Origin of the sequence: Actinacidiphila sp. bgisy160 (assembly GCF_965342435.1) — a bacterium.
Classification (GTDB): Bacteria; Actinomycetota; Actinomycetes; order Streptomycetales; family Streptomycetaceae; genus Actinacidiphila.
The window spans coordinates 28,669-44,592 of record NZ_CBDRCM010000060.1; the positions used below are offsets into that span (position 1 = coordinate 28,669).

The 15,924-nt window shown below is 72.7% G+C and carries 14 protein-coding genes and 1 pseudogene; 6 read left to right on the forward strand and 9 right to left on the reverse strand.

Annotation, left to right across the window (positions count from 1 at the left end):
- Nucleotides 1-57: 57 nt before the first annotated feature.
- Nucleotides 58-1,293, forward strand: coding sequence for a styrene monooxygenase/indole monooxygenase family protein (locus tag ACRWNP_RS31480; RefSeq protein ID WP_431967409.1), 1,236 nt, complete (start codon nucleotides 58-60; stop codon nucleotides 1,291-1,293).
- A 467-nt stretch (nucleotides 1,294-1,760) separates the two neighbouring features.
- Nucleotides 1,761-3,185 carry a selenium-binding protein SBP56-related protein gene (locus ACRWNP_RS31485; protein ID WP_431967411.1) on the forward strand — a complete coding sequence of 475 codons (1,425 nt, stop codon included), beginning with the start codon at nucleotides 1,761-1,763 and terminating at the stop codon, nucleotides 3,183-3,185.
- A 13-nt stretch (nucleotides 3,186-3,198) separates the two neighbouring features.
- Here ACRWNP_RS31485 and ACRWNP_RS31490 read toward each other — a convergent pair whose 3' ends face one another.
- The 7 genes and pseudogenes from ACRWNP_RS31490 to ACRWNP_RS31520 form a co-directional block, all read right to left on the reverse strand.
- Nucleotides 3,199-4,218: a zinc-dependent alcohol dehydrogenase family protein gene (locus ACRWNP_RS31490; protein ID WP_431967413.1), complete on the reverse strand. Its 1,020-nt coding sequence runs from the start codon at nucleotides 4,216-4,218 to the stop codon at nucleotides 3,199-3,201.
- An 85-nt stretch (nucleotides 4,219-4,303) separates the two neighbouring features.
- Nucleotides 4,304-4,888: a TetR/AcrR family transcriptional regulator gene (locus tag ACRWNP_RS31495; RefSeq protein WP_431967415.1), complete on the reverse strand. Its 585-nt coding sequence runs from the start codon at nucleotides 4,886-4,888 to the stop codon at nucleotides 4,304-4,306.
- A 132-nt stretch (nucleotides 4,889-5,020) separates the two neighbouring features.
- Entirely contained in the window at nucleotides 5,021-6,169 is a 1,149-nt protein-coding gene (locus ACRWNP_RS31500) for an NlpC/P60 family protein (protein ID WP_431967417.1), read from the reverse strand.
- A gap of 143 nt (nucleotides 6,170-6,312) precedes the next feature.
- Nucleotides 6,313-6,764: pseudogene (locus ACRWNP_RS31505) on the reverse strand (chitinase); the annotation flags it as partial.
- A gap of 151 nt (nucleotides 6,765-6,915) precedes the next feature.
- A complete protein-coding gene (locus ACRWNP_RS31510; RefSeq protein WP_431967419.1) occupies nucleotides 6,916-7,182 on the reverse strand; it encodes a hypothetical protein in 267 nt (88 codons plus the stop codon).
- Nucleotides 7,183-7,216: 34 nt separating this feature from the next.
- Nucleotides 7,217-7,969, reverse strand: a complete 753-nt coding sequence (locus ACRWNP_RS31515; RefSeq protein ID WP_431967421.1) for a TetR/AcrR family transcriptional regulator — start codon at nucleotides 7,967-7,969, stop codon at nucleotides 7,217-7,219.
- Nucleotides 7,970-7,999: 30 nt separating this feature from the next.
- Nucleotides 8,000-8,902 (reverse strand): AurF N-oxygenase family protein, encoded by a 903-nt coding sequence (locus tag ACRWNP_RS31520; RefSeq protein ID WP_431967423.1) that lies wholly within the window; start codon nucleotides 8,900-8,902, stop codon nucleotides 8,000-8,002.
- Between the two features lie 52 nt (nucleotides 8,903-8,954).
- Between ACRWNP_RS31520 and ACRWNP_RS31525 the strand changes: the two genes are divergently transcribed.
- Entirely contained in the window at nucleotides 8,955-10,037 is a 1,083-nt protein-coding gene (locus tag ACRWNP_RS31525; protein ID WP_431967425.1) for a ferritin-like domain-containing protein, read from the forward strand.
- A gap of 18 nt (nucleotides 10,038-10,055) precedes the next feature.
- Here the strand turns inward: ACRWNP_RS31525 and ACRWNP_RS31530 are convergent, their stop codons facing one another.
- Both ACRWNP_RS31530 and ACRWNP_RS31535 read right to left on the reverse strand, forming a co-directional pair.
- Nucleotides 10,056-11,519, reverse strand: coding sequence for a penicillin-binding transpeptidase domain-containing protein (locus tag ACRWNP_RS31530; RefSeq protein ID WP_431967427.1), 1,464 nt, complete (start codon nucleotides 11,517-11,519; stop codon nucleotides 10,056-10,058).
- Entirely contained in the window at nucleotides 11,516-12,913 is a 1,398-nt protein-coding gene (locus ACRWNP_RS31535) for an FtsW/RodA/SpoVE family cell cycle protein (protein ID WP_431967429.1), read from the reverse strand. The genes ACRWNP_RS31530 and ACRWNP_RS31535 overlap by 4 nt, the downstream gene beginning before the upstream one ends.
- Before the next feature lie 262 nt (nucleotides 12,914-13,175).
- Here ACRWNP_RS31535 and ACRWNP_RS31540 point away from each other — a divergent pair, with 262 nt between their 5' ends.
- The 3 genes from ACRWNP_RS31540 to ACRWNP_RS31550 all read left to right on the forward strand — a co-directional run bounded on the left by ACRWNP_RS31540 (nucleotide 13,176) and on the right by ACRWNP_RS31550 (nucleotide 15,853).
- On the forward strand, nucleotides 13,176-13,877 hold the full coding sequence (locus ACRWNP_RS31540) for a pentapeptide repeat-containing protein (RefSeq protein WP_431967431.1): 702 nt from the start codon (nucleotides 13,176-13,178) through the stop codon (nucleotides 13,875-13,877).
- Nucleotides 13,878-13,937: 60 nt separating this feature from the next.
- Nucleotides 13,938-14,525, forward strand: coding sequence for a pyridoxamine 5'-phosphate oxidase family protein (locus ACRWNP_RS31545; protein WP_431967433.1), 588 nt, complete (start codon nucleotides 13,938-13,940; stop codon nucleotides 14,523-14,525).
- Nucleotides 14,526-14,662: 137 nt separating this feature from the next.
- Nucleotides 14,663-15,853: a transglycosylase family protein gene (locus tag ACRWNP_RS31550; protein ID WP_431967435.1), complete on the forward strand. Its 1,191-nt coding sequence runs from the start codon at nucleotides 14,663-14,665 to the stop codon at nucleotides 15,851-15,853.
- The last annotated feature ends 71 nt before the right edge of the window (nucleotides 15,854-15,924 follow it).

Genomic DNA, 15,924 nt, shown 5'->3' on the forward strand with positions numbered 1-15,924 from the left:
TCGTGGGGACGCCCACCGGACGCACCCAAGCCGCACCGTACGAGAGAGCATGCCGCCTTGCGCAAGATACTGATCGTGGGAGCCGGCCAGTCCGGGCTCCAGCTGGCCCTGGGGCTGCAGTCCCGGGGATACGAAGTCACCGTCATGTCCAACCGCACGGCGGACGAGATACGCCAGGGGCGTGTCATGTCCACCCAGTGCATGTTCGGCACGGCGCTGCGGCACGAGCGCGAGCTCGGCCTGAACTTCTGGGAGGAGCAGACCCCCCGGATCGAGGGGCTGGGCGTCTCGGTCGCCGCCCCCGACGGATCACGCCCCATCGACTGGGTGGGACGGCTCGACGCGTACGCGCAGTCCGTCGACCAGCGGGTGAAGATGGCCGGCTGGCTGGAGACCTTCGTCGAGCGCGGCGGCAAGCTGGTCGTCCACGGCGTGACCGTCGGCGACCTGGACTACTTCTCCCGGGCCTACGACCTGGTGATGGTCGCGGCGGGCAAGGGCGAGCTGGTCTCCATGTTCGGCCGGGACGCGGAGCGTTCCCCGTACGAGAGCCCGCAGCGTTCGCTGGCCGTCGCCTATGTGCACGGCCTCGCCCCGCGCCCGGAGCACCCCGACTTCCACGCGGTGCGGCTCAACATGGTGCCCGGAGCCGGCGAACTGATCGTGATCCCGGCCCTCACCACCTCCGGCCCCTGCGACATCCTGTTCTGGGAGGGGCTGCCCGGCGGTCCGCTCGACGTCTTCGACGGCGTCAAGGACCCGCGGGAACACCTGCGCGTCACTCTGGAACTGATGGAGCGTCATCTCCCTTGGGAGTACGACCGCGCGCGTGACGTCGAGCTCACGGACGCCGGTGGCACCCTGGCCGGGCGGTTCGCGCCGGTGGTCCGGCATCCCGTGGCGGAACTGCCCTCCGGCGGGCTGGTGCTGGGCGTGGCCGACGTCGTCGTGGCCAACGACCCGATCACCGGCCAGGGCTCCAACAGCGCCTCCAAGTGCGCGGCCGCCTACCTCGACGCCATCGTCGAGCAGGGCGACAAGCCCTTCGACCGGGACTGGATGGAGTCCGCCTTCGCCCGCTTCTGGACCACCGCCGAGCCGGTCACCAAGTGGACCAACGCCCTGCTCGGCCCGCCGCCGGAGCATGTCCTGGGCCTGATCGGCGCCGCCGGGCAGCTGCCGGCCGTGGCGAACCGCTTCGCCAACGGCTTCGACGACCCGTCGGACTACGAGTCGTACTTCTACGACCCGGCGGCGACCTCCGCCTACCTGGCCTCGGCCGCCGGAGCCTGACGGCCCGGGCGCCGGCGGCGCACACCGCCGGCGCCGGACGGCCCGCCGGTCTCAGCGGCCCAGGCGTGTCCGCTGCATCGAGGCGAGTCCCAGCACCACGGCGATGCACAGCAGGCCCCCAGCGCGGCCACGACGACGACGGTCGTCGCCTCGGGGACGAGGACCGGCTCGCCCTTGGCCGGCCGCACGGGTGGGGACACGACGGTGGCGTCGTCGTGAGTCACGAGGCGGCAACCTACTGCCGGCCCCGGTGTCCGGTCCGGCGCCGCCCGCGTACCGGCAACCGGGCCCGGCGTGGGGCGGGCCCAGCGGGCGCTCGCGGGCCCGCCTTGGCAGGTCCCCGGGGCTGTGAAACGCTCGTCATACGGGACATCCGTCCGGCGTCCGCACACAGATCCCGTACGGCCGAGCCAGGCTGCCCGTCGCAAGGCCCCTGGTCAGGGCCCCGTACGGGAGAGGGAACAGCCATGACGACGACCGAGCACGACCGCGACGGCCATCTGGACCCCACCTTGTACCGCACACCGGCGGACGCCATCGCCGCGCCCCCGGAGAAGCTCGCCTACGTCGTCGGCTTCGACCCGGCCGGACAGCGCCCGGACGCGCTGTTCACCGTCGTCACCGACCCCAAGTCCCCGGTGTACGGCCAGGTCGCCGCCCACGTCGAGCTGCCCGGCCGGGGCAACGAACTGCACCACTTCGGCTGGAACGCCTGCTCCAGCGCGCTGGCCCACGCCGGCCACAGCCATGCCGCGCGGCGCTACCTCATCGTCCCGGGGCTGCGCTCCTCCCGGCTGCACGTCCTGGACACCGGCCCCGATCCCGTCCGCCCGCGCCTGGTCAAGGTGGTCGAGGCGGGGGAACTGGCCGCCAGGGCCGGGTACTCGCGGCCGCACACCCTCCACTGCGGCCCCGACGGGGTGTTCCTGTCCTGCCTGGGCGGCGCGGACGGCGCGGACGGGCCGGGCGGTGTGGCGCTGCTGGACCACGAGACCTTCGACGTGCTGCGTGCCTGGGAGAGCGAGCGCGGACCGCAGCGGCTCGCCTACGACGTCTGGTGGCACCTGCGCCAGAACATCGCCGTGACCAGCGAGTGGGGCAGCCCCTCGATGATCGAGGACGGGCTGGTGCCCGAACTGCTGCTGGACCGCCGCTACGGGCACGCGGTGCACTTCTGGGACCTGGACGCCGGCCGGCACCTGCAGCGCGTCGACCTGGGGGACGAGAACCAGATGGTGCTGGAACTACGCCCCTCCCACGACCCCGAGGCGACCTGGGGATTCGTGAACACCGTCGTCGACGTCGAGGACCTGTCGGCGTCGGTGTGGCTGTGGACCCGCGAGGACGGGGACTTCACGGTCCGCAAGGTGATCACCGTCCCCGCCGAGCCCGCCCCGGCGGAGGACCTGCCCCCGGCGCTGCGGCCGTTCGGCGCCGTGCCCCCGCTGATCACCGACATCGACCTGTCGGTGGACGACCGGTGGCTGTACGTGTCGGCGTGGGGTACCGGCGACCTGCTGCAGTACGACGTGGGCGACCCGCGCCGGCCGAGGCTGACCGCGTCCGTGCGACTGGGCGGCATCGCCGGCCGGCGGACGCATCCCGCGGAGCCCGACGTCCCGCTGACCGGCGGATCGCAGATGGTCGAGCTCAGCCGGGACGGACGACGCGTGTACGTGACGAACTCCCTGTACGCCGCCTGGGACGAGCAGTTCTATCCCGAGGGCATCGACCCGTGGATGATCAAGCTCGACGCCGACACCTCCAGCGGCGGGCTCCGCGTCGACGGCGGCTTCTTCCCGCACGGCCCCGACTTCCGGGGGCTGCGGGTGCACCAGACGCGCCTGGAGGGCGGCGACGCCTCCTCGGACTCGTACTGCTACCGCCGCTGACCGCCGGGAGGCGTCACCCGGCGACGTCCACGACGACCTTGCCCTGGCCCTCGCCGCGCTCGACCACACCGTGCGCCTCGGCGGCCGTGGCCAGGGTGAAGCGCCGCGGGTCGAGAAGCGGCCGCAGTGCCCCGGCCTCGGCGAGGGCGGCGGCCTCGCGCAGGATCTCGCCGTGGTGCTCGCGCCCGCGGCCGGTGAGCATCGGCAGCAGCGTGAACACCCCGGAGTAGCTGGCCCCGCGGAAGGACAGCGGCGCGAGGCTGTGGCTGCCCCAGCCCAGGGCGCTGACCACATGGCCGGTGTAGGTGCGCACCGCGGTGAAGGAGGCGTCGAGCGTCTCCCCGCCGACGGTGTCGAAGACGATGTCGAAGCCCTCGCCACCGGTGTGCTCGGCGACGTAGGTGTCGACCGGGGTGGCGGTGCGGTCGATCGGGGTCGCGCCGAGGGCGGCGATGGTCTCCAGGTTCCGCGGCGAACCGGTGGCGAAGACCTCCGCGCCCCGGGCCCTGGCGAGCTGCACGGCCACGTGACCGATGCCGCCGGCGCCGCCGTGGACGAGCACCTTCTGTCCCTCGTGCACACCCGCCCGGTCCACCAGACCCTCCCAGGCGGTGATGAAGACCAGCGGGAGCGCCGCAGCCTGACGCATCGTCAGTGCGGCGGGCTTGCGGGCCAGCAGCCGGGCGTCCACGGCCGCGTACTCGGCGAGGGAGCCCTGCAGGTCGCCGACCCCGCCGGTCATGCCGAAGACCTCGTCCCCGGGGGCGAAGCCGGTGACGTCCGCACCGACCTCCTCGACCACGCCGGCCAGGTCCAGGCCGAGCACGGCGGGCGGCCGGGTGCGCGCGTGGGCGGCCTTCCCGGCGCTGATCTTGGTGTCCAGAGGGTTCACCCCGGAGGCCGCGATCCGGACGAGCACCTGGCCGGGACCGGGCGCGGGGGTGCGGATCGCGCCCAGGACGAGGGGGCTGCCGAACTCTTCCAGCAGGACCGCGCGCATGGTGGCGTCCACCGGGGGACGGGAGGAGGTCATCGGATGTCCTTTCGAACAGACAGGTCTGTTTGATTCGGGTCGGAGGAAGCCCTCGTCGACGGTGCGGACGAGGGTGGGGCCGGGATCAGGCGGCGGGCGGGCAGGCCCGGTCGACCGCGGCCCGCGCCGCGGCCTTGGCGGCGGCCGGCATCGCCGGGTTCTGCTCGAGCTTGCCCGCGGCCAGGGTGCCGTCGATGAGCAGGGTCAGCTGCAGTGCCAGTTCGTCGGGGTCCGCGGCGCCGGCCGCCTCGGCCAGCCCGCGCACCCATGCCCGGACGGCCCGCTTGTGCGCCGCGGTCACCTCGTGCGGCAGACTGCCCGGCTCGCTCTCCGCGGCGGCGTTGATGAACGGGCAGCCGTGGAAGCCGTGGCGCTCGTACGAGGCCGCCACCGCGTCGAACAGGCCCACCAGCTGCGCGCGGGGGTCGTCCCCGGCCGCCAGCGCGGCGGCCCGCAGCTTGCCCCGCCAGGAGTCGTCGACCCTGCGCAGGTACGCGGCGGCCAGCTCGTCCTTGGAGGGGAAGTGCACGTAGAGGGTGGACTTGGCCACGCCCGACTCGGCGATGATCCGGTCGACCCCCACGCCGCGCAGGCCGTGCGCGGCGAACAGCGCCTCGGCCGTGGTCAGTATGCGCTCGCGCGCCGGGGGACGCTTCGCCGTCGTGGCCATGGTGCTCACCGTGATCCTCGCCGGGGCCCGGCGGGCCCCTCGCGGCAAAACTAACAGACAGGTCTGTCCGATGGCGATGAGGCGCCGGTCACACCGGGACCGGGGCCCGCCGTCGCGGCGCGCCGCCGCGGCTCAGGAGCGCGAGGTGCCGCCGAGCGGCGTCGGGTCGGTGGCCGATTTGGGGGCGACCGGGGAGACGTAGCGCTTCATCGACGGGTCGCCGGAGTCCGGCCGGACGGCGCCCAGGACCGGGTTGGCGGCGATCGGGGAGATCTTGACGACGCCGCCGGGGCGCGGGGCCTGGATGACCATGCCGTTGCCGATGTACATCGCCACGTGCGTGGCGCCGGGGAAATAGACCACCAGGTCGCCGGGGCGCAGCAGGTTCAGCGGGACGTGCGGCAGCTGCTTCCACTGCTCCTGGCTGGTGCGCGGGATGGTGGTGCCCGCGTGCTCCCAGGCCCGTGAGGTCAGGCCCGAGCAGTCGTACGCCTTCGGGCCCTCGGCCCCCCAGACGTAGGGTTTGCCGAGCTGCGCGTAGGCGAAGCTCAGCGCCCTGTTGCCGGCCTTCGAGGGCGCGAGCGCCACGCTGCCGAGCCGGCCGGAGCGCAGGAAGGCCGCCTGCGCCTGGTCGATGCCCTGCTGCTCCATCCGCTGGAGGTCCTCGATCTGGGCACCGGTCAGGCCGGCGAGGATCCGCTCGACGTCGGCCAGCTGCCGCTCGATCTCCTCCTTGGCCTCGCGCTGCTTCTTCTCCAGCTGCTCCGAGCCGTCCAGCGCGTGCTGCTGGGCCCGGTTGAGCGCGGCGATCCGCTTCTCGCCGTTCTCCAGCTGGGCGACCAGCTCGGCCTGGCTGCCCGCGGCGCGGTCGAGCATGTGTCCCTGGGTGAAGGCGTCCTGCGGGTTGTCGCTGAGCAGCAGGTTGAGGTACGGGGAGACGCCGCCGGACTTGTACTGTTCCCGGGCCAGCTGCCCGGCCAGGGCGCGGGCGTCGCTGAGCGCGGTGCGCTCCTCGGCGAGCTGCCGGTCGAGGCGGTCGGCCTTGCTCTGGTTCTCCTCGAACTCGGCCTTGGCCTGGTCGTAGGTCTCGGTGGCCTGCTCGGCCTTGAGGTAGAGGTCCTGCAGCTGCTCGAGCAGCACCACGAGCGTCCGGTCGTCCGGCACCGGGTCGTCGGGCGCGGCGTGGGCCTGGGCGGGGATGCCCAGCGCCGCGGCGGCCAGCAGCGTCCCGCAGACGAGTGCCCTGCGCACCCACTCCATCGGTCGGTGTGCTGCTGACATACCGTCACCTCCGCCTGTCCGGCCGATACCTGCGGGTAGATCCTTACATGATCGGGTCGGCTGCGACAGAGGGACCGGCCGGAACGGGTGGCTCCGCGGGCCGCGCAGCCACCCGTTCGTCCGGTGTCATCCGAAACGGCGCCGAAGTTCCGGTGGAATTCCGCAGCGCCACTTGTCCCGGTTCACCGACCAGGTCATCAGGCCGTGCAGCGCGGGTGAGGTGCCGTGGGTGGCGTAGCCGCCGCAGTTGACCTTCCTGGTAAGGCAGTCGAGCGCCTTGTTCACCTCGGCCGGGGTGGTCCAGCCGTTGCCCGCGTTGCTGCTCGCGGGAGGGCCGATGGCCACCTGCGACGGGACGGCGGCGGGAACGCCCGGGAGGTGTGGCCCGCGACCGGGAAGCCGGTGAGCGGCATGTCGGTCATGGCGATGTGGAGGTCGGCGCCGCCCATCCGGTGGTACTGCTCGTCCAGTCCCATGATCGCCCGGAGTTGTGTCCTGGACGTGAAGGAGCGTCAGATCCTTGCGCAGTGCGTGGATCACCGGGGAGGTGCGCGCCGGCCCGCGGGTCCTGGGCGCCGTTCGGGCCCGGGCCGTAGGGCCGCTCCTTGGGGGGCGGGAAGAAGTGAGCGCGACAATCCGCGGCAACAGGTCCGGGCCAATCCCGTCAATCGTCCGGGCCAAGTCCCGCGGGCTCGTCACCCGATCACGTCCGGCGGCGGTCCGCCCGCGCGCGACCGCCCGGCGGCTCACGCCCGCGGCTTCGACCAGGGCCAGCGCGGCTTCCCCGGGCGGTTCCCCTCGGGGTCGTAGACGAAGACCCAGCGCGTACGGCGCTGCGCGCGCGGACCGGGACTGGGCTCGCGATGATAGATGTGCACAACAGGGGGTGCGCCGTCCTCTTGCGGAACCGGCACTTCGTACACCTTCGGAGGCTGCCCGGTGATGCCGGTCAGCACCCCCAGCACGCGGCCGTCCAGCGGCCCTCCGACGAATTCCGTGTCCTCATGCCTCACGGGCTCAGAGTAGGCCCTGCGGAGCGGGTCACGTTCAGGAAACGGCAGGTGGGAGCAGATGTGCGACTGCCTGGGCCAGCGGGGCCACCCGGCGGGCCAGGTCCCCGGCGGGGCTGCCGGCGGACTCCCGCTCCAGCGCGGCCAGCGCGACCCCGGCGGTCTCCTGGTCGGTGGTGGAAGTGACCAGCAGCAGTGCGACGAAGTGGTCCACCAGCCACCGCCGCAGCTCCTGGGCGGGCGGCTGCTTGCCCTCGTCCAGCCAGGTCAGCGAGACCGCCTCGACGCTCGCGATCCAGGAGCGGACCATCATCGCCAGCCGTGGTCCGGGGCGCGGTGCGCCCAGGTGCATCAGGATCTGCTCGGCCGCGCCACGCCGGACCCCGTCGACGATGGCGTCGGTCCGGCTGGTCTCGGCAACGCTGCCGCCGCGCAGCAGTGCCGAGTACGCCGCGTCGTGCTCGTCCACGTAGGCGAGGTAGCGGTCCAGCGCGTTGGACAGGCGCTGGGTCATCCCGCCCTCCGCGGGCTCCGCGAAGCAGGTCCGCAGTTCCTCGGCGGCGCCCCGCATGGCGGCCTCGTACAGCTGCTGCTTCCCGCCGGGGAAGTAGCGGTAGACCAGGGGGCGGGACACCCCGGCGGCCGCCGCCACGTCGTCGACCGAGACGTCCTCGGGCCTGCGGTGCCCGAAGAGGTCCAGCGCGGCGGCGAGCAGCTGGGTGCGCCGCTGCTCGACGCTCAGCCGGCGGTAGGCGGGAGCGGCGGGCGCCGGCGTCGAACTGCCGTTCATGAACGCCAGCGTATCCGCCCGCGCGTCGTGCTACCCGAGAAGCCCCGAGGTGCGCCACATGCGCCGTACGCCCGGGCCCTGGAACATGCCGATCTCGTCCAGAAAGTCCATGAGCTTCCGCGCGGCCTGCCGCATCACGTCGCGGCGGTGCGGGCTGGTGCGGGCCAGCTCGGCGGCGTACCGGGGGTCAAGACCCACCGAGGCGTACACCCGCGGGCTGATCAGCGACCGGGCGATCACCCGGGCGGCCTCGGCGGAGGCGACCCGGGTGAAGGCGAGCTCCCAGCGCGGCGCCGAGCCCATCTGGCGGCGCAGCTCCTCGCGGGCGTAGCGGATGTGCCGGGCCTCCTCGACCACGTGGATGCGGGTGACGCCGCGGGTCAGCGGCTGCACGCGCTCGTCCGGGAAGGTCAGCCGCTGCATCCAGTCGAGGATCTCCTCGGCGAGCAGGGCGCCGGTGAAGGAGCCGGGCGTGGTGGAGACCGACTTCAGCACCCGGCCGAGGTTGTGGTCCAGGCGCGACGGCCGGTACACCGGCGTGCCGAGCCTGGTCACCAGCCGCGCGAACATCTTCGAGTGGCGGCACTCGTCGGCGATCTCGGTCAGCGCGTAGCGGACGTGGGCGCTGGTGGGGTCCAGGTCGTAGGAGTGCCGCAGCAGCAGCTGCATCAGGATGATCTCGAACCAGATGCCGACCGAGGCCAGCGACGCCGCCTCGTGCCGGCTCAGTTCGATCCGCTGCTCCTGCGACATGTGCTTCCACAGCGGGGTGTCGTACAGGGAGCACAGCTCGGGCGGCCAGAACCATGCGCCGTCCTCGAACGGGGCCTCCCAGTCCAGCTCGGTGTCGGGGTCGAAGGAGTGCTTCGCGGAGGCGTCGAGCAGCCGCTCCGCCACTTTTTCACGCGTTGCAAGAGGGGTGCCAGCGGTCATGCTCTTATGAGACTGTGTGTCAGCAAGCCCGTCAAGAGTCGAGGAGACGCCAATGCCGTCGCAGGACAACTTGTGGGAGATCCCGGCTTCCGGAGCCGCCCGCTTCTCCTGGGAGTACGACGACGGGCGCGACCGGCTGCTGGCCCTCTACCAGAAGGGCAAGGACAAGCAGTGGGACGCGGTCACCCGCATCGACTGGGACACCGAGGTCGACCCGTACGACCCGCTCGGCGTGCCGGACCAGAACATGACCGTCCACGGCACGCCCTACTGGGACAAGATGTCCGAGCGGAACAAGCGCGACATGCGCCGCGCCTACGCCTCGTGGCAGTTCAGCCAGTTCCTCCACGGGGAGCAGGGCGCCATGGTCTGCGCCGCCCGCATCGTGGAGTCGGTGCCCGACCTCGACGCCAAGTTCTACTCCGCGACCCAGACGATGGACGAGGCCCGGCACGCCGAGATCTACTCCCGTTTCCTGCGCGAGAAGGTCGGCATGGTCTACCCCATCAACGACTCGCTGCAGGCCCTGCTCGGCGACACCCTGCGCGACTCCCGCTGGGACATGCCGTACCTGGGCATGCAGGTGCTCATCGAGGGCCTGGCACTCGCCGCCTTCGGCATGCTCCGCGACACCACCGACAAGCCGCTGCCCAAGCAGATCCTCGCCTACGTCATGCAGGACGAGGCCCGGCACGTGGCCTTCGGGCGGATGGCGCTGCGCGACCACTACAAGCAGTTGTCCGACGCCGAACTGCGCGAGCGCGAGGAGTTCGTCATCGAGGGCTGCTACCTCATGCGCGACCGGCTGCGCGGCGCCGAGGTGCTGGAGGACTTCGGCATCCCGCGGCAGGAGGCGGAGGAGCTCAGCGAGCGCTCGGAGTACCTGCAGCTCTTCCGCAAGCTGCTGTTCAGCCGCATCGTGCCGTGCGTGAAGGACATCGGGCTGTGGGGCGAGCGGCTGCAGCGCGCCTACGTCGACATGGGCGTCCTGGAACTGGGCGACTCCGACCTCGACCTGCTGATGGCCCAGGACGAGGAGATCGCCGAGAAGCTCGACGCCGAGCGCTTCGCCAGGGAGGAGACCGAACGGGCGGCCGAGGTCGACGAGGCCATCGCGCTGGGCGCCCAGGACTGACCGGGGCCGGGCACGGGATCAGTGCCCCAGTACCGCGCGCATCACCGCGCGGGCGACCGGGGCCGCCTCGCCGCCGCCGCTGATGTCCGCGCGGTCCGCGGCGGCGTCCTCCACGACGACGGCGACGGCGACCTTCGCCGGGGCCCCGCGGCTCTCCTTCGCCCAGGAGATGAACCAGGCGAACGGGTTCTTGCGGTTGTCCTCGCCGTGCTGCGCCGTGCCCGTCTTGCCGCCCACCAGCACGCCGGGCAGGGCGGCGTTGCGGCCCGTGCCGTGCCGCACCACGGCGACCATCATGTCCTGCATCGTGAACGCCACGGATGCGTCCATCACCTGCCGGTAGGCCCGCTCCCCGGTGATCTCCAGCGGAAGGCCGGCGCCGTCGGTGGTCCGGTCCACCAGATGCGGGTACATCAGCGTGCCGTCGTTGGCCACGGCCGCGGCGACCATCGCCATCTGCAGCGGGGTGGCCCGGGTGTCGTACTGCCCGATGGACGACAGGGCCAGCTGCGCCCGGTCCATGCGGCGGTCGAAGACGCTGACCGCGGGGTGCGAGGGGACGCCGATGGAGGGGTCGTTGAAGCCGAAGGCCTCCGCCGTCTCGCGCATCGCCCGCAGGCCCACGTCGTCGCCGAGCTTGCCGAAGACGGTGTTGCAGGAGACGACGTACGCGTACCTCAGCGGCGCGTCCTCGCAGCCCGCGGACGCCGACTCGTTGCCCAGCGTCGTCGTGGAACCCGGCAGGGGATAGGGGTCCGGGGAGTCGGTGGGCTCATCGACGTCGGTGACGACCCCGGAGGTGAGCGCCGCGACCGCGGTCACCGTCTTGAAGGTCGAACCCGGCGGGTAGGTCTGGCGCAGCGCCCGGTTGAGCATCGGCTGGTCCTCGGCGGTGACGAACCGGTGCCAGGCGCCGAGCGCCTCCGGGCCGGTGCCGGCGATCACGCCCGGGTCGTACGAGGGCGTGCTGACCAGTGCCAGGATGCGGCCGGTCGCCGGGTCGAGGGCGGCGACCGCGCCCTTCTTGCCGCCCAGCGCCTTGTACGCGGCCTCCTGGGCGGCCGGGTCGATGGTGGTGCGGACGTCGCCGGGGCGCCGCGGCGCCCTGCTGATCGCGTTCCACAGCGGGAGCGCGGACAGGCTGGGAGAGGAGCCCGAGAGGACGTCGTCGGCGGCGGCCTCGAGCAGGGCCGTGCCGTACGTCTGGGAGGAGAAGCCGGTCACGGGCGCGTAGAGCGGGCCGTCGGCGTAGGTGCGGACCCAGTCCAGCTGGGCGCCGGTGGACCGGGAGCCGGTCACGGGCCGGCCGCCGACGAGGATGTCGCCGCGCGGCTGCGCGTAACGGTCGATCGGCACCCTCCGGTTGGCCGGGTTGGCGTCGTACGCGGGGGCCCGAACCACCTGGACCCGGATGGCGTTCACCAGCAGGGCGACGAGGAGCAGCAGGCACAGCGCCGCCGCGCGGCGGGCGTACGGGGTCACGCCGCGTCCGCCCCGCCGGCGGCGGTCCGGCCGGTGCCCGGGCCGGGCACCGGCCGGCGGGCGGTGTCGCTGAGCAGGATGAGCAGCGCCACGATCACCCAGTTGGTGACGACCGACGAACCCCCCTGTGCCAGGAAGGGCATCGCCATCCCGGTCAGCGGGATCAGGTCCGTCACCCCGCCGGCGATCACGAAGACCTGCAGCGCGACGATCGAGGCCAGCCCCACGGCCAGCAGCCTGCCGAACGGCTCGCGGACCGACAGCCCCGCCCGGTAGCCCCGGGCCACCAGCAGCCCGTACAGCAGGAACAGCGCGGTCAGCCCGGTCAGCCCCAGCTCCTCGCCCGCGGTGGCCAGGATGAAGTCGGACTTGGCCGCGAAGCCGATCAGGATCGAGTGCCCCTCACCCAGGCCCGCGCCCAGCAGTCCCCCGGCGGAGAACGCGAACAGCGACTGCGCCAGCTGGCCCGGCCCCCGGCCCGCCTCGATGCCGGCGAAGGGGTGCAGCCAGTCCGCCACCCTGGAGTGCACGTGCGGTTCGAGTGAGCCGACGAGGAAGGCGCCGGCCGCCGACAGCAGCAACCCGATCGCGATCCAGCCGGTGCGGCCTGATGCGACGTAGAGCAGGATCACGAAGAGTCCGAAGAACAACAGCGAGGTCCCCAGGTCGCGTTCGATGACCAGCACGCCGAGACTGATCGTCCAGACCGCCAGTACCGGGCCGAGCACCCGGCCGGTCGGCAGTTGCAGCCGGCGGAAGCGCCAGATCCGCCGGCCGGCGTAGGCGAGCGCGGCGCGGTTGTCCGCGAGGTACGCCGCGAAGAACACCGCCAGCAGCACCTTCGCGAACTCGCCGGGCTGGAAGGAGAAGCCCGCGACCCGGATCCAGATCCGGGCGCCGTTCACGGCGGGGAAGAGGCTCGGCGCGATCATCAGCACCAGGGCCGCCACGACGCTCAGGTACGCGTACCGGGCCAGGGCGCGGTAGTCGCGCAACAGCAGGACGACCGCGATGAACAGGGCCACGCCCAGTCCGGACCAGATCAGCTGTGCCGGGGCGGCGGAGTCGGGCGTCTCCAGGTCGAGGCGGTAGATCAGGACCAGGCCGAGGCCGTTGAGCAGCACCCCGATCGGCAGCAGCAGCGGGTCGGCGTACGGGGCGCGCAGCCGCACCGCCAGATGGGCCACCAGCGCCAGGCCGCCGACCGCCGCGCCGTAGCCGAGCGCGCCCCGCGGTACGGCGCCCTCGTGCGCCAGGCCCACGGCGCAGTAGCCGTACACCGGGATCAGCACCGCGCCGACGAGCAGTGCGAACTCGACGCCCCGGCGCCGGGGCAGCGGGACGGCGGGCACGGCGAGGGCCGGCGGCGAGGTCCCGGGGGCGGGGGCGGTCATGGGACGCAACGTAGCAAGACATCACGGATAAATCGTTCATATTCGTGAAGGGCGGCGCTGTCACAGCGGGCCACTAGGGCGTGTTTCGAAAGTCCCGCCTGTCCCGCGACGCCTGGCACGGCACCTCGCTGCGTTGTCGAATCGTCCGAGTAGCCCACTACGAGGACGACTCTCCGCCTTGCGATGCACCGCACCAGACGCCGCGGGACCCGCCCTTCGGGCGGCCGGCGCTACTTTCGAAACACGCCCTAGCGTGGCCGCCATGACCTTCAAGGCACCGCAATCCCTGTCCGAGCTGCCGTACGCGCAGGCGCTGGAGCCGTTCGGCGAGTCCGTGCTGGGCGTCGAGGAGCGCTACGACACCGTCCGCTTCGACGGCCTCACCCTCGGCGAACAGGACGCCGGCGGTGCCGTCTTCCTGGAGTGCGCGATCACCGACACCGTCTTCGAGCGCGGCAGCCTGCGCCGGGCGCGCTTCAACGAGGTCTGGCTGCAGGGCGACCGCTTCGTCGGCACCTCGGCCGCCGAGACGAACTGGATGGACGCCACCGCCGACTCCTGCGTGCTCGCCGGGGTCGAGGCCTTCGGCGCGGTGCTGCGCCGGGTGGTCTTCCGGCGCTGCAAGTTCGACTCCGTCAACCTGCGCACCGCCCGGCTGCACGAGGTCGTCTTCGAGGACTGCGTACTGCGCGACGTCGACCTCGGCGGCGCCCGCCTCAAGGACGTCTCCTTCCCTGGCACAGCCCTGGAACGCCTGCGTCTCGGCCGCGCCGAACTCGACGCCACGGACCTGCGCGGCGCCACCCGCCTCGACCTCGCCGACGGCCACGACTCGCTGCGCGGCGCCGTCATCGGCAGCGCCCAGCTGCTCGACCTGGCCCCGGCGCTGGCCGCCGCGCTGGGCATCGCCGTCCGGGACGGCGAGGACGGGCGTCCCCGCGGTCGCGGTCCCCGGCGGCGCTGACCCGTCCGGTGGCCGGAAAGGTGCGGCGGGAGCCGGGGCTCGCGCCGCAGAATCACAGACATGGGAAAGACGTACGAACGCATCGACGGGCGCCTGCGCGCCTTCATCGAAGAACAGAAGGTCTTCTTCACCGCCACCGCGCCCCTGTCCGGCGACGGGCACGTCAACCTGTCGCCCAAGGGTCTCGACGGTTCCTTCGCCCTCCTCGACGACCGCACCTTCGCCTACGCCGACCTCGGCGGCAGCGGCGCCGAGACCATCGCCCACCTGCGGGAGAACGGTCGCATCACCGTGATGTGGTGTGCCTTCGCCGGTCCGCCCACCGTCGTGCGGGTGCACGGGCGGGGCGAGGCCGTCTTCCGCGACGACCCGCGCTGGGACGACCTGCTCCCGCACTTCTCCGACGACATCCGCAAGCGGACCGACCTCCGCGCCGTCATTGTCGTCACCGCCGAACGCATCAGCGACAGCTGCGGATTCGCCGTCCCCTTCATGGACTTCCGGGAGGAACGGCCGCTGCACACCCAGCGCTTCTCCCGCGAGACCGAGGAGTCCTTCAGCGACTACTGCGTGAGCAAGCCGTACGTCGCGGTCAGCCTCGACGGCCTGCCGGGTCTGCCGCTCCCGCTGCCGCCCCGCACGTCCTGAGGGAGCCCCCCCGCGCCAACCCGGTTCCGGGCCGCACGGTTTGGGACGACAGAGTCTCAAAAGCACCCTTGCGGCGGCAAGATCCCTCTGTCGTACTTGTACGGCCGTGTGTCCGGAGCCGAGAGGTGGTCCTCCCCATGCCCGTACGGCCCGTACGCGGTCGCCACCGCAGACCCCAGCCGCCGAGCCGGCTCTCGCCGGTGGCCGTCGCCGTCACCGCCGCATCCGGCGCGGGGCTCGCGCTGCCGTTCATCGCCGCCACGGGTGCGGACGCGGCCACGGCCGGTACGTGGGACAAGGTCGCCCAGTGCGAGAGCAGCGGCAAGTGGCACATCAACACCGGCAACGGCTACTACGGCGGGCTGCAGTTCGCCCAGTCGACGTGGAAGGCTTACGGCGGCACGAAGTTCGCCACCCAGGCCGACCTGGCGACCAGGTCAGAGCAGGTGGCGATAGCCGAGCGCGTCCTGGACGGGCAGGGCCCCGGGGCGTGGCCCGTGTGCGCGCGGCGCGCCGGGCTCTCTCGGGGCGGCGGTGGGGACGGGCCGGAGGCGCAGGCGGCCCCGGTGAGGAGAAGCGAGAAGAAGACCGGGAAGCGGGCCGACAGGAAGCCGGAGCCGGACCGTCACCCCGCGGCGCGGGACGACTCCTACACGGTCGTCAGCGGGGACACCCTCTCCGGGATCGCCGAGGAGCAGGACGTCCTCGGCGGCTGGCAGCGCCTCTACGACGTGAACCGCCGGATCGTCGGAGCCGACCCCGACCTCATCCTCCCCGGACAGGAACTGTCCGTGCCCGGCGCGGAGCCCGCGAAGGCCGCCAAGCCTGCGAAGCCGGGGAAGAGCGCGAAGCCGGGGAAGAGCGCCAAGCCGGGGAATGGCGCCAAGCCCGCGGAGCGGCGGGCCGCACCCGCCTCGGCCGCGGGGACGTTCGTCGCGCCGGTCGGCGGGGCGCTCGGCACCCCGTACCACCGCAGCGGATCCCACTGGGCCAGCGGTTACCACACCGGCCAGGACTTCACGGTACCCACCGGCACCTCCGTCAAGGCGGTCGCCGCGGGCACCGTCGTCGAGGCCGGCTGGGGCGGCGCGTACGGCTATCAGGTGGTGATCCGGCACCACGACGGCATGTACACCCAGTACGGCCACCTGTCCTCGCTGACCGTACGTGCCGGTCAGTCGGTGGCCGCGGGCCGCCAGGTCGGCCGCTCGGGCTCCACGGGCAACACCACCGGCCCGCACCTGCACTTCGAAGTGCGCACGGGCGAGGGGTACGGCTCCGACGTCGACCCGGTGGCCTACCTGCGGCGACACGGGGTGCGCCTCTAGCGGGACCAGGTCGCAGGGGGGGGGGGGGGGGGGGGGGGGGGGGGGGGGGGGGGGGGGGGGGGGGGGGGGGG